Raw genomic sequence first — 13,157 nt, 5'->3', positions numbered from 1 at the left:
ACCGGCCTCCACGGTTGGCGGGAACGCAGGAAAAAGAAGAATTCACGAGAGAACAAAGGAAGTGAGCACCGTGTTATTCCAAGTCTACGGCTCCAACGCCATCTATCAATGGCTCGGCTGGGCACTGGTATTCTGTGCTTTGATTGGCGCCAACGAAATCGCGCGGCGGACCAAAACCGGAGGGCTCGTCTGCTTCGTGGGAATCCCCGTGGCTTTGAGCGCCTACTTCATCGCCATTTACGTGGGGGCCGCCAGGGGCGCCAGCTGGGCGTTGAACAACCCCACGTACACAGAGATGAACGGGTGGTTCCACTACGCTAAGCTCTATGCCGCCACCGCCGGCTGCATCGGCTTCATGATCCTCAAGTATGGCTGGGGCAAACTGGGTAAAGTCAACTGGTTCAAGTGCTTCCCGTTCATCATCGTAGCCATCAACATCCTGATCGCCGTGGCCTCCGACTTCGAGTCCGCCTTCCGCGGCTGGGGCGGCACGTTCGTCTCCAGCGAAGGCGTCACGCTGATGGGCGGCTGGTTTAACGTCTTCAACGGCATCGCCGGCCTGATCAACATCTTCTGCATGACCGGTTGGTTCGGCATCTACGCTTCCAAGAAGAAGCAGGACATGCTCTGGCCCGACATGACCTGGATCTTCATCGTCGCTTACGATATTTGGAACTTCTGCTACACCTACAACTGCCTTCCCACCCACGCATGGTACTGCGGCCTGGCCCTGCTCCTGGCCCCCACCTTCGCCAACTTCCTATGGAACAAGGGCGCCTGGATCCAGAACCGCGCCAACACACTGGCCATCTGGTGCATGTTCGCCCAGGTCTTCCCGTTCTTCCTGGATCAGAACCACTCCCGCTTCGCCGTACAGTCGGTCAACAACCCGAGTGTGAACCTGACCGTCTCGCTCATCTCCTTGGCCGCTAACGTCCTGGCCTTGGGCTACATCCTCCGGCGCGCCAAGAAGCAGCACATCAACCCCTGGACCAAAGAGGTCTTCAAGGGCACCCGCGACTTCGACCAGGCCATGTCCCGCGCCGAACAGCCCGCTCTCCCCTCCACTGCTAAGGTCCAGCCTGCCATCAATCACACCCTGGTCGACTGACACCGCCATGGCTGGATGACGGTTCACACCCAGCAGTGAAACCCTGTATGGCCCGGTAGGAGCGCTCCTGCCGGGCCATACAGGGTTTCATGGAGCGCCGGCGGAAACCGTAGCGCTGAGCCCTAGGGCGGACTTGCGCGCAAATGCTCACCGGTGAACGTTCCTCACGATTAGCAACAGCGGGCCGCAGGATGCAAAGCGCAAGAACGGTGGTGGCCCCATCCGCCATGGGCTACGCCAGTTTCGCCTTCATCTCTGGAATCCCGTCGCCACCGCACCGTCATACGAGACGGGGACGCTCACGGCTGCTCAGCACACGCTCCTCAAGCGGTGAAGGGCCTCGGCTTGGATGGCGATGACCGCGTTGGATGCGGTGACAGGCAAGGCGCGCAGCTCCGGCCAAGACACCCAGGCGGATTGGACATGCTCGTCCGCGTCGAAACGGGTCAGCTCCTTCCTCCAGGAGCGCAGGCGGATAATCATAATGTGGACCAACTCATCGCTCATGCCTTCGGAAGAGTAGCAATCCGCCACCCGCTCGATCTGGTAAGCGCCCTGCCCAGCTGGTTCCACCCCGGTTTCCTCCCTGAGTTCGCGTAGGGCCGCGGTGGCAGGATCCTCACCAGGATCCATGAATCCGGCGGGCAGGCCGAACGTATAGCCCGAAACCCCCACCCGATACTCCCGTTCCAGCAGGTAACGGTCGGTGATCGCGTCCTGCACCAGCATGACCACGCAGGGGGCATGATGCACGAGCTGCCGACGGATCATGGTCCGGCCCCCGTCGGCCTTGGCCAGGGCGATGCGCTGGTCCTGGATGGTGAAAATAGGTCCCTCGAATACGGTCCTGCTGCTGACCAACCGGGTCGGTGCGTCCATATCGACCCCATCCCGACCGGTCGCGAAACGCTCTGCAGGATTAAGAATCGCTCTGCCTCGCCCGTCAACATCCATCGTCATCCTTGCTCCTCCTACTGGCGCTCACGCCTCACGGCATACCCGAACGCCGCCAGCACTCCTGCCGGCTACTGAATCGAAAACGTCCATGGATCCGTTGACCGATCGATGACCTGCAGATCCAAACAGGCTCCGGTCGCCTCATGAACCGCCTGCTGAATGTCCTTTGCCGCATAGGTGAACCAGAGACTCTCAATCGCCGCATGGGGAGTGTTGATTAAAAGTGGGCGCGCAGTCCCACCGGCATCCTCGCGGCGACGCAGCCGGGCCTCATAGACGGCCTGCTGGTAGGCGTCTGTAGCCGGATGATGGCGCAGGTCACTCGTCACATAGACATCAACCCCGCTGGCGCGGACCTCGTCGAACATGGAATCACCTGACCCCGGCAGAAGGGCGACGGTCTGCATGCGGGCGTCCGGCTCGCCTGCCACCTGAACGCCTAGCTGAGTGCGGGGCAGAAGGCCGGCGACCCGCCTGGCGAAGTCCTCCAAGCGCATGGTGGCGGGCAAACGGCCCACCCGGCCCAGACCGACCGATTCATGCTTGGTGGATCCGTCGCGTATGCTCCAGTCGTTCGGGTCGAGGCCTACCTCCTTCAGGGGGCGCTGGTCAAGTATCCCCATGAGATCGGCGGCCGCCTGGGCCACGCCTCGCACCGCGGCGTCGGCGTTCGTATGCCCTACCCACAGGCCGCAGCGCGATTCAATCAAGCGTGTGACGATTCCGCCACGGAAGCCGAACCCTCCCACCTCGTGCACCGAGCGAAAGAAAAGGGGGTGATGGCAGATCAAGAGCTGGGCTCCAGATGCGATGGCTTCCTCCACTACGTCCAAGGTTGGATCGACCGCGCAAAAGACCTTACTGACCGGCCAGTCCGCGCTGCCAACAATCAGACCGGGATGGTCCCAATCTTCGGCGTAGGAGAGCGGATAGAGCCGTTCAAGGATCTGAACGACCTCCCCCAGACTCACGGTTGACGCCGCTTTCGCGCGAACCTGCTCCGCCATGTCAGGCCTCCCTTCCCCGCACTGATGCGAGCCTCAACGCGCCCTTCAGACGTATAACGGACAGCCGCTTGGCCGGGTCAGTGAGCGGCCTGCTGCCAGTCCGCCCCGATACCGGTGGACACATCCAAGGGTACGGCCAACTTGACGGCGTGCTCCATGGCATCCGTCACCAGGTCGGTCACCTGCTCCTGCTCTCCATGAGCGACCTCGAGCACGAGTTCGTCGTGGATTTGCAGGATGATACGGCTCTTGCATCCAGCCTGGGCCAGGGAGTGCTGGGCTTTAATCATCGCTATCTTCATGATGTCCGCCGCCGAACCTTGAATCGGCGCGTTCAAGGCGGCGCGCTCTGCCGCCTCACGTGTGGTCCGTCGCTTGGACCGTAGACCAGGGAAGTAGCGGCGGCGGCCGAAGATGGTCTCGGTGTAGCCCTTGACTGAAGCGTCGGAGACCAGGGACTCCAGGTAGTCATGGACCTTGCCGAAGGTGGAGAAGTACTGGGAGCGCAGGACGTCCGCCTCGGCCGGGCTGACGTTGAGCTGCTGGGCCAGGCCGTAGGTGGACAGCCCGTAGGCCAGCCCGTAGCTCATGGCTTTGACGTGGGAGCGCTGGTCAGGCGTAACCTCGTCCATGCTGATCCCATAAACCAGGGAGGCCACGTACTTGTGGAAGTCAGCGCCTGACTTGAAAGCGTCAATAAGCGCCTCGTCACCGGACAAGTCAGCCATGATGCGCAGCTCCACCTGCGAGTAGTCGCAGCTCAGCAGGGACTCGAAGCGCTCGCCAGGCACGAAGGCGGAGCGAATCTCACGGCCCGCGGCGTTCTTATTCGGTATGTTCTGGAGGTTGGGGTCCACCGAGCTCAAGCGTCCGGTCGCGGCCACGGTCTGTTCGAATGTGGTGTGGATGCGGCCGTCACGGGGGTTGACCGTCTCCATCAGGGAATTGACGATCTGCTTGAGCTTGTTGGTCTCCCGGTGTCGCAGGAGGGCGCCCAAAAAATCGTTGGCGCGTTCATTGCCCACCGAAGTCAAATACAGGCGTTGGAGGGAAGCCGCGTTGGTCGAATAAGACCCGTTCTTGGTACGTTTGATCGGCTTGAGGCCCAAATCCTCAAACAGGACCTTTTGCAGCTGCTTGGGGCTCTGGAGGTTGACCTCTTCGCCGGCCCGATCCCAAGCGATGGCTTGCGCCTCTTGAGCTTCAGCGCCGAACTGATCTCCCATGCCCTTCAAGCGGTCCAAGTCAACCTTCGCGCCCTGGTCCTCCATACCGGTCAGAACCGTGGAGGTGGGCATCTCGATGATGCGCAGGAGGTTGAATTGGCGGCGCTCTTCAATCAGCGGCTTCAGGTGCTCGGCCAGCAATCTGACGTACTCGACCCGATTCAGGGCGATTTGCTCATCGGTGGGCTTGTCGCGCTCGGCATCCTCGTCGCCGTCGAAGTCCAAGGCCCCTTGTTCCACCTCGGGCTGCTCGTCATCGTTCATCAGCACATGAAGGAAGTGGGCGAAAGCCTTCTCCAAATCAACCGCATGGAAGTCAGGCTCCACCAGGTAACCGGCCAGCTTGGCGTCGAACAGAGGCATCGGCAGCGTCAACCCAGCAGCGCTGAGCAGGTGGGTGTGCTCCTTATAGCCGTATACCGTGCAGCTGGAGATTCGTTCGGCGAGCATCGTCGCAAGGGCCTGGTTCAGGTCTCCTGACACTTGCTGGTCCTCGAGCACGATGGCGTGCCCGTCCGGTGCAAGGACGGTCAGGCGTTCCAGCTTGGCGGCGCCGGGCTTGGATGATCCCTCGGCATGGAGATACCACGATTGCTTGGACAGGTCCGGGCAGGCCGTATCCTGGGCTTGGGCGGCTTTCAGACCGTCACCCGCCGCCTGAATGACCGGCTCCGCATCCGGCATGGTTTCAGCGAGTTCGCTGGACTCCTTCGGGCTGGGCAGGTGCTCGCGGCACCAAGCTTCGAATGCTTCCACATCCTCGACAGGATCAGCCTTGGGGGTTTGGAAGGCCAGGCCGGTCTCGGACTCGTCGGTCTTCTTGCTGTTGTCAGGCAGTCCCGTTCCCTCGAAATCCTCCACACAGTTGAATCCCTTGAGAATTTTGTTGCGGGTGTGCGAGCCGAATTCCAAGCGGTCGAAGAGGGCGTTGACCTTATCGGTATGAATGCGTCCGAAACCCAAGTCGTCAACCGTGACGCCCAGGTCCAAATCCCGCACCAGGGCATTGACCTTGCGGTTGAGTCTGATTTGCCCGATGCACTTGCGCAGGGCCTCGCCCTTCTTGCCTTTGATCTTCTCAGCGTTATCCAGGACGGCTTCCAGGTCGCCGTACTCGTTGAGCCAGCGGGCCGCGAAGGTGTCGCCGACACCCGGTACCCCGGGGATGTTGTCGGACTGCTCGCCGCGTAGGGCCGCCAGATCCGGGTAGACCTCGGGGCTCACGTGGTACTTCTCCTGAATGGCCTCAGGGGTCATGCGCTTAAGCTGACGGAAATGATAACCAGGGAAAAGAACGGTGACATGGTCGTCAGCCAGTTGGAAGGCGTCCCGGTCTCCCGACAGGACCAGGGTCCGGTAGCCCGCGTCCTCCCCCATCGTAGCCAGGGTGCCGATGATGTCGTCGCCCTCGTAGCCCTGCTTCTCGATGTATCGCACGCTCAAGGTCTCCAGGAAGTTCTGGATCAGGGGCAACTGACTCAGGAGTTCCTCTGGCGCCGCCTGCCGCGTGCCCTTATAGCCGGGCATCATCTTGTTGCGGAAGGTCCCGCCTGCCATGTCGAAAGCCACGCACATCCGGGTGGGCTGCTCGGCGGTGATCACCTCGGAGAGCATGATCGCGAAGCCCCAAACGGCGTTGGTCGGCTGCCCGTTCGAGGTGGTGAAGGAATCGACCGGAAGAGCGTAATAAGCCCGGAAGGCCAGGGAGTGCCCATCCACTACAAGCAGGGGTCCTTTGCCGCTCGCCTTTTGATCTGCGCCACTCATGCGCGCCGCCCCTTCACCTGTGCTCGCTAGTCGTCGCCTTGCACCTGGTCAATCACCGCATCCGCTACTTCCTGCATCGTCAGCCTGCGGTCCATCGAAGTCTTCTGAATCCAACGGAAGGCTTCGGACTCAGTGAGCCCCATGTTCTCCATCAGCAGACCCTTGGCCCGATCCACCCGCTTGCGGGCTTCGAAACGGGCCTTCATGTCGGTGACCTCATCCTTCAAGGCATTGATCTGGTCATGCCGGGAGATGGCCACCTCGATGGCAGGCAGCAGCTTCTCCGGCGCGAAGGGCTTGACCACATAGGCCATAGCGCCTGCGTCGGCGGCTTTCTCCACCAGGCTCTGCTGGGAGAAGGCCGTGAGCATGACGACGGGAGCGAGGTTCTCCTCGCCGATCTCGGTCGCCGCCTCGATTCCGTCCTTACCAGGCATCTTGACGTCCATGACCACCACGTCGGGCTTGAACTCACGTGTCAAGTCAACAGCTTCCTGGCCGCTGGCCGCCTGCCCTACGACCTCATAGCCGGCATCCTCAAGCGCCTCCACCGTGTCCAGCCGGATTAAAGCTTCATCCTCCGCGACGACGACCGTCCGCCCTTCAGGCTCGTCGCTGTATGTCTTGCTCTCAGCAGCCAATGTCAACCTCGTTTCCATGTCTGTCTTCCCAACCCGCGCCTGCATGTGCGGCGCCTGGCCGAGGTTCGCGTGCATCGTGCCCCCGGTGAGACTCGAACTCACACTGCACGGATTTTGAGGCCGTTTCCTCTACCAATTGGGATACGGGGGCTAAATTCTTTCTTGTCAGAATGTACCACACCCACCAGACGACGCACGGACGCCGTGTTGCCTGGACCGCAGAGGGGCCAAGGCCTACAATAAGAAGCGAGCGAGGATGCCACAATCCTTTTGAAGAAGGGCGCTTATGAACACACAGGTTTATCGCAGGTTCGATCCGTGGAGGCCCTCCCCCGTGCAAGAGGTGGATCGACGCCAGATCATGGACAGTCACTACTACAGCGTCGACGAAGTCTCCTATCTGTCGATTGACGGGGAACGCTTCAAACGCTGCATTGTCAACGAAAAGAACGGCGACACGATCGCGGTCATGGCTTTGACCGACGATGGCAGGATTCCGCTGGTGGAGCAATATCGCCTGCCTTCCCACCGCTGGACTTTGGAGCTGCCGGCCGGGCACCCCTTGAACGACAAGGAGCGGCCGGTCGACGTAGCGGCCCGCAAGCTGCGCGAGGAAGCCGGGTACGAAGCGAAGAACTTCCATCAGTTCGCCCGATTCGTCAATACGCCCTCGTACTCCAGCCACTACACCTCGCTCTTTTACGCCCAAGGCTTGACGCCAGCCGCACGAGGAAGCTTGAAACCGGAGACGCCCCACCAGGATGTCCGCCTGTTCACTGTGGACGAAGCCTACCGGATGGTCATCGCCGGAACGGTGATCGACGCGAAAACCGTGATAGCGATCCTACGGGCTCGGATAGGCCTAACCGACCTGACCTGATCGGCTAAGGGATCAGCGAAGGCCCGGCGACCTCTCCTCGTGGAGGTCGCCGGGCCTTCGCTGATAGCGGGGCCGAGCGTGTGAACTCAGCTGGCGCTTATCGATGCGTTCACTCGGCCTTGCCGACTGTGTGCACGTAGATGGAGTCGGTGGAGCCTGGCTCGTGCTCGACCTGACCGCAGGACAGGACAACCACCTTGTCGCCGTCGGCCAGCTTGCCGGCGCCCTTGAGGATCTTGTCCAGGTAGCCCATGAGCTTCTCACGGGTCAGACCGTGGTAGTCCTGCTCGCACAGGAAGGCCTCGGTGCCCCAGGACAGGGCCAGCCAGTGGAAGGTGTGCTCGTTGTTGGTCAGTGCGTAAATCGGGGCGGCCGGACGCTCACGGGAGACGCGGTGGACGGTGTCACCGGTCTGAGTGAACGCTACGATGGCCTTGGCGTTGAGCTTGTCGGCCAGATCGACGGCTGCCGAGGAGACGGCGCCGGAATTCGACATGTCCAGGTCCTTCATAACCGGGATGCGGTCGAAGCCATGAGCGGTGGCGTAGCCAGAGATACGGGCCATCGTGGAGACGGTCACGTCCGGGTAATCGCCAACGGCGGTCTCGTTGGAGGTCATCGTCGCGTCCGCGCCATCCAGGATGGCGTTGGCGCAGTCGGAAGCCTCGGCGCGGGTGGGGATCGGGGAATGGACCATCGAGCCCAGGACCTCAGTGGCCACGATGACGGGCTTGGCGTACTGACGCGCCAGCTCAATGCAGCGCTTGGTGACCAAGGGGACCTCCTCGAAAGGCATCTCCACAGCCATATCGCCACGGGCGACCATGATGCCATCGAAGGCCTTGACGATCTCCTCCAGATTCTCGACGGCCTGAGGCTTCTCGATCTTGGCGACGATCGGGATGCGGCGGCCTTCTTCGTCCATGATCTCGTGGGCGCGGTTGATGTCGGTGGCGAAGCGGACGAAGGACATGGCGATGATGTCAGCGCCGGTCTGGATGCCCCAACGCAGGTCGGCCTCGTCCTTCTCGGTCAGAGCGGGCAGGCTCACGGCCACGCCGGGCAGGTTGATGCCCTTGTGGGAGGAGACCGGGCCGGCGACGATGACCTTGGTGTGCACGTTGTTGCCCTCGACCTCGGTGACTTCCAAGCGGACCTTGCCGTCATCGATCAGGATGGGATCGCCCTTGTGGCAGTCGCCGGGCAGGCCCTTGAAGGTGGTGGAGGTCATGTGCTCGTCGCCCTCGACATCGTCGGTGGTGATGATGAACTCCTGGCCTTCCTTGAGCTGGACCTTATCCTCGCCCTCGGCGTTCTTCTTGAACCAACCGCAGCGAATCTTGGGGCCTTGCAGATCGACCAGGGCCGCCACGTTGCGCCCAGTCTTCTTGCTGGCCTCGCGCAGGTTGTTGTAGACCTTCAGATGGTCCTCGGGCGTGCCGTGGGAACGGTTGAGCCGGGCCACATCCATACCGGCCTCGACGAGCTTGGTAATCTCCTCCAAGGACTCCGAGGCTGGTCCGATGGTGTCTACGATCTTGGCTTTGCGCATACGATGCCTGCCTACCTTTTCATTCAGTGTTGTTCCAGGCCTGAGGATGACCCCCAGGCACTCACTAGGGCCAGTCTACTCGGCTCAGGCGACGGGTGGCAGGTTTTCTACGTTAGCGCTCACAATACCTGTGAATCAAGCGATTAGCCGACCTCACTCGTCACCGTCTTTGTGCCAGGAGGTCTTCAAGGAGGACCTGCGGGCCTTAATCAAGGAGGCCAGCGAGGCGCCGCCTATGGCCAGGACGATGACGGCCAAGGAGAGCCAGGTGGGTACTTCAGGAACCGCGTCAAGCGGTTGGCCACCATTGATGAAGGGCAGGGAGTTGCCATGCAGGGCCTCCATGATCAGCTTGACGCCGATGAAGGCCAGCACGATCGACAGACCGATCGGCAGGTAGGCCAGCTTGTCAAGCATGGCCCCCAGCAGGAAGTAGAGCTGTTGAAGTCCCAGAAGGGCGAAGACATTGGAGGTGAAAACGATGAAGGGATCGTGGGTCAGGCCGAAAATCGCCGGAATCGAATCGAAGGCGAACATCACGTCGGTCGTGCCGATGGCCAGGAAGACAATCAGCATGGGGGTGAAATACGTCACGCCATCGCGCTTGACGGTCAAACGCTCACCATCGTAGGCATCGCTGATGCGCATGACCCGGCGCAGGGAACCCACCAGGCGGTTCTCCTTATAACCCCCCTCGTCCTGGCCCCTGGCGACCTTGAAGGAGGTGTAGAGCAGGAAGACGCCGAAGATGAAGAATATCCAAGTGAAGCGGTCAATCAGGGTGACACCGACGAGGATGAAGACGCCGCGCAGGACCAAGGCGATGGCGATGCCCACGCTCAACACGTACTTTTGGAGCTGGCGGGGCACCGCGAACTGGCCCATGATAATCACGAAAACAAAGAGATTGTCGATGGACAGGGAGTACTCCGTCAACCAGCCTGAGTAGAACTCGATGGCCGGCTGGGGGCCGGAAATCAACCAGAGCACGCCGCCGAAGAGCAGGGCCGCGACAACGAAGAAGGCTATGTGCTGCACGCACTCCTTCGTAGAGGGCACATGAGGCCTGCGGCCAATCACGAAAAGATCAACCACGACGAAAACGGCAAGGAGGATGAGTGTGACGACCATGAATGCAAGTGGGGTCTCAGACATAGGCCTACTGTACCGGTACTTTGCGACAGACTCTGCCACCACGTGGGCGCGAGGGGCGGGCGAGGCTTGGCGAATTACTTGCTGGCCTCGGTCATTTGCCGCAGCTCTTTCTTCAAATCGCGAATCTCATCGCGCAGGCGGGCTGCCAGCTCGAACTGGAGCTGCTCGGCGGCCGTGTGCATCTGTTCGCTCAGTTGACGAATCAAATCGGCCAGGTCCTGCGCCGGCAGACCGGCCTTGAGTATCTCCTGGTGGCGCTTGTCCGCCTCCTCCTTGCTGAAGGAAGGCACGCCCAAGTGTGAGTTGCCAGCCTTTCCTGCGTTACGGTAACCACCCTCCAAGAGGGTCTGCGTGTCGACATCCTCCTTGGCCAACATGTCGTTGACATCGGAGATCTTTTTGATCAGGGGCTTGGGATCGACCCCGTGCGCCTTGTTATAGGCGATTTGCTTGGCCCGCCTGCGGTTGGTTTCGTCGATGGCTTTCTTCATGGAATCGGTCTGCTCATCGGCGTACATGATCACGGTGCCCGACACGTTCCTCGCGGCGCGACCAATCGTCTGGATCAGGGAGCGGTAGGAGCGCAGGAAGCCTTCCTTGTCGGCGTCAAGGATGGCCACCAGGGACACCTCCGGCAGGTCCAGTCCCTCGCGCAGGAGGTTGATGCCCACAATCACGTCGATCTTGCCTTCGCGCAGTTCACGCAGGAGCTCCACCCGGCGCAGGGTGTCCACATCCGAGTGCAGGTATTCAACCTTGATGTCGCGCTCCAACAGGTAGTCAGTCAGGTCCTCGGCCATCTTCTTGGTCAGGGTGGTCACCAGGACGCGCTCATGACGAGCCACCCGGTCCTTGATCTCCGCCAAGAGGTCATCCACTTGGCCCTTGACCGGCCGCACCTCCACCTCGGGGTCCAGGAGCCCGGTAGGCCTGATGATCTGTTCAACCACGCCATCCGACAAACCCATTTCATAGTCGCCCGGCGTGGCCGACAGGTAGACGGTCTGACCAACCTTATCAAGGAACTCAGGCCACTTGAGCGGCCGGTTATCCATGGCTGAAGGCAGGCGGAAGCCATGCTCCACAAGGGTGCGCTTGCGGGAGGCGTCCCCCTCGTACATGGCCCCGATTTGCGGGACGGTGACGTGGGATTCGTCGATGACCAGGAGGAAGTCGTCAGGGAAGAAATCCAGTAGGGTGTGCGGGGCCGTGCCGGGTTCCCGCCCGTCGAAGTGGCGGGAGTAGTTCTCCACGCCCGAGCAAGTGCCGATTTGGGTAAGCATCTCCAAGTCGTAGGTGGTGCGCATGGTTAGCCGTTGGGCCTCCAGCTCCTTGCCTTGCTTGCGCAGCTGGCCCACCCGCCAGTCCAACTCCTCCTTGATGGTCTTCAGGGCCCGCTGCATCCGCTCAGGGCCCGCCACGTAGTGGGAGGCGGGAAAGATGTGAACCTGGCTCTCGTGAGCTATTTCGTCGCCAGTCAATGGGTGCAAGGTGGAGATGCGGTCTATCTCGTCGCCGAAGAACTCGATGCGCACGGCCAGCTCCTCGTAGACCGGGATGATCTCGACCGTGTCGCCCCGGACCCGGAAAGTGCCCCGGGTGAAGGCGATGTCATTACGCTTGTACTGCATATCCACGAACTTGCGCAGGAGCTCCTCCCGGCTGATTTGCTGCCCTTCTCGCAGGAAGAGCATACGGCCGGCGTATTCCTCGGGAGTGCCCAGGCCATAGATGCAGGAGACCGTGGCCACGACCACGCAGTCCCGGCGGGTCAGGAGGTTGGCGGTGGCGGCATGGCGCAAGCGTTCCACGTCGTCGTTGATGTTCGAATCCTTCTCGATGTAGGTATCGGTCTGCGGAATGTAGGCCTCGGGCTGGTAGTAATCGTAATAGGAGACGAAGTATGAGACCGCGTTGTCGGGCATGAGCTCGCGGAACTCCGCGCACAACTGGGCGGCCAGGGTCTTGTTGGGCTCCAGGATCAGGGTTGGGCGCTGAAGCCTCTCAATCAGCCAGGCCGTGGTCGCCGTCTTGCCGGTGCCAGTGGCCCCCATCAGGACCACGTCGTTCTCACCATTCTCAATGCGGTTGGCCAACTCATCAATGGCCTGGGGCTGGTCGCCCGAGGGCTGGTAGGGCGACTTGACCACGAACGGCTTGTCGGTGCGCTCTATGTTGAACCCCATGCTGCTCCTTCTCCTGCGATGGCAAGACCTCTGCGCGCTCAAGCCCTTCGGCCCGGCTCCCCTTGGGTCTGGGCTTGGTGGCTCAATTCTTCATATATTGTATCAACCTGTTCGAACATCTGTTCGATAGCGAGCGAGGAATCGATCACGGTATCAGCAAGGCCACGCCGGTCAGCCTCGCTGGCTTGGGCATTCACCCGGGCAATCGCTTGGCTGCGGCTCATATGCCGCTCGTTCACCATCCGCGCAACGCGCACCTGCTCCGGCGCTTCAACCGTGATGATCCGGTCGAACGTCAGGGGAATCGACCCGATGATTTCCGTCAAAAGGGGGATGTCATGGACGACGACGCGGTCACTGCCCCTCCAAGGCTCCTCCTCATGCATGGCTTGCTGGCGGATCAAGGGGTGGGTCAAGGCATCCAAGCGCGCCAGCAAGTCACCCGAAGCGAACACTCGGTCAGCCAACCAGGCTCGGTCCACCGAGCCGTCACTCCCAATGGCCCGCCCGCCGAAGGCTTTCCTGATCGGCTCGACGGCCGCGCCGCCTGCCTCCATGATCCGGTGGGCGATCCGGTCATAGTCGATGACCCAAGCCCCCAGCTCTCCCAAGCGACGGGAAACCGTGCTCTTGCCTGCGGCTATCCCTCCCGTCAGCCCTACTCTCAGCATGGGT

10 protein-coding genes and 1 tRNA gene are annotated in these 13,157 nt (G+C 61.4%); 2 read left to right on the top strand and 9 right to left on the bottom strand.

The features are described from left to right. Positions 1-70: 70 nt before the first annotated feature. Entirely contained in the window at positions 71-1,111 is a 1,041-nt protein-coding gene (locus AB656_RS01590) for a DUF5692 family protein (protein ID WP_051905241.1), read from the top strand. Positions 1,112-1,420: 309 nt separating this feature from the next. Here the strand turns inward: AB656_RS01590 and AB656_RS01585 are convergent, their stop codons facing one another. The 5 genes from AB656_RS01585 to AB656_RS01565 all read right to left on the bottom strand — a co-directional run bounded on the left by AB656_RS01585 (position 1,421) and on the right by AB656_RS01565 (position 6,860). Beyond that, a complete protein-coding gene (locus AB656_RS01585) occupies positions 1,421-2,071 on the bottom strand; it encodes an NUDIX hydrolase (protein ID WP_236681888.1) in 651 nt (216 codons plus the stop codon). A 65-nt stretch (positions 2,072-2,136) separates the two neighbouring features. Then, positions 2,137-3,075 carry a Nif3-like dinuclear metal center hexameric protein gene (locus AB656_RS01580; protein WP_051905239.1) on the bottom strand — a complete coding sequence of 313 codons (939 nt, stop codon included), beginning with the start codon at positions 3,073-3,075 and terminating at the stop codon, positions 2,137-2,139. 77 nt (positions 3,076-3,152) lie between these two features. Further along, the gene (gene polA, locus AB656_RS01575) at positions 3,153-6,068 is read right to left on the bottom strand and encodes a DNA polymerase I (RefSeq protein WP_033503327.1); all 2,916 of its coding nucleotides are present in this window, start codon (positions 6,066-6,068) and stop codon (positions 3,153-3,155) included. A 26-nt stretch (positions 6,069-6,094) separates the two neighbouring features. Next, positions 6,095-6,727 (bottom strand): ANTAR domain-containing response regulator, encoded by a 633-nt coding sequence (locus AB656_RS01570; protein ID WP_033503384.1) that lies wholly within the window; start codon positions 6,725-6,727, stop codon positions 6,095-6,097. Between the two features lie 59 nt (positions 6,728-6,786). Next, positions 6,787-6,860: transfer RNA gene (locus tag AB656_RS01565), tRNA-Leu, on the bottom strand. 135 nt (positions 6,861-6,995) lie between these two features. Here AB656_RS01565 and AB656_RS01560 point away from each other — a divergent pair. Further along, a complete protein-coding gene (locus AB656_RS01560; protein WP_033503325.1) occupies positions 6,996-7,589 on the top strand; it encodes an NUDIX domain-containing protein in 594 nt (197 codons plus the stop codon). Positions 7,590-7,698: 109 nt separating this feature from the next. Here the strand turns inward: AB656_RS01560 and pyk are convergent, their stop codons facing one another. The 4 genes from pyk to coaE all read right to left on the bottom strand — a co-directional run bounded on the left by pyk (position 7,699) and on the right by coaE (position 13,153). Further along, positions 7,699-9,141 (bottom strand): pyruvate kinase, encoded by a 1,443-nt coding sequence (gene pyk, locus AB656_RS01555; protein WP_033503324.1) that lies wholly within the window; start codon positions 9,139-9,141, stop codon positions 7,699-7,701. Between the two features lie 153 nt (positions 9,142-9,294). After that, positions 9,295-10,296, bottom strand: a complete 1,002-nt coding sequence (locus AB656_RS01550) for a TerC family protein (RefSeq protein ID WP_033503323.1) — start codon at positions 10,294-10,296, stop codon at positions 9,295-9,297. A gap of 74 nt (positions 10,297-10,370) precedes the next feature. Next, complete coding sequence (gene uvrB, locus AB656_RS01545; protein ID WP_033503322.1) at positions 10,371-12,482, bottom strand: excinuclease ABC subunit UvrB; 2,112 nt, start codon at positions 12,480-12,482, stop codon at positions 10,371-10,373. 38 nt (positions 12,483-12,520) lie between these two features. Then, positions 12,521-13,153, bottom strand: coding sequence for a dephospho-CoA kinase (gene coaE / locus AB656_RS01540; protein ID WP_033503320.1), 633 nt, complete (start codon positions 13,151-13,153; stop codon positions 12,521-12,523). Positions 13,154-13,157: the final 4 nt, after the last annotated feature.

The sequence above is a fragment of the Bifidobacterium actinocoloniiforme DSM 22766 genome (genome assembly GCF_001263395.1).
GTDB classification, from domain to species: domain Bacteria; phylum Actinomycetota; class Actinomycetes; order Actinomycetales; family Bifidobacteriaceae; genus Bombiscardovia; species Bombiscardovia actinocoloniiformis.
The sequence above is the reverse complement of the archived record's forward strand: the minus strand, read 5'-3'. Positions and strand labels throughout refer to the sequence as shown.

What these genes read in the sequence shown, in the direction of transcription:
- AB656_RS01585 (WP_236681888.1), bottom strand. Translation starts at nt 2,071, where the DNA reads ATGACGATGGATGTTGACGGGCGAGGCAGAGCGATTCTTAATCCTGCA.
- AB656_RS01580 (WP_051905239.1), bottom strand. Translation starts at nt 3,075, where the DNA reads ATGGCGGAGCAGGTTCGCGCGAAAGCGGCGTCAACCGTGAGTCTGGGG.
- polA (WP_033503327.1), bottom strand. Translation starts at nt 6,068, where the DNA reads ATGAGTGGCGCAGATCAAAAGGCGAGCGGCAAAGGACCCCTGCTTGTA.
- AB656_RS01570 (WP_033503384.1), bottom strand. Translation starts at nt 6,727, where the DNA reads ATGGAAACGAGGTTGACATTGGCTGCTGAGAGCAAGACATACAGCGAC.
- AB656_RS01560 (WP_033503325.1), top strand. Translation starts at nt 6,996, where the DNA reads ATGAACACACAGGTTTATCGCAGGTTCGATCCGTGGAGGCCCTCCCCC.
- pyk (WP_033503324.1), bottom strand. Translation starts at nt 9,141, where the DNA reads ATGCGCAAAGCCAAGATCGTAGACACCATCGGACCAGCCTCGGAGTCC.
- AB656_RS01550 (WP_033503323.1), bottom strand. Translation starts at nt 10,296, where the DNA reads ATGTCTGAGACCCCACTTGCATTCATGGTCGTCACACTCATCCTCCTT.
- uvrB (WP_033503322.1), bottom strand. Translation starts at nt 12,482, where the DNA reads ATGGGGTTCAACATAGAGCGCACCGACAAGCCGTTCGTGGTCAAGTCG.
- coaE (WP_033503320.1), bottom strand. Translation starts at nt 13,153, where the DNA reads ATGCTGAGAGTAGGGCTGACGGGAGGGATAGCCGCAGGCAAGAGCACG.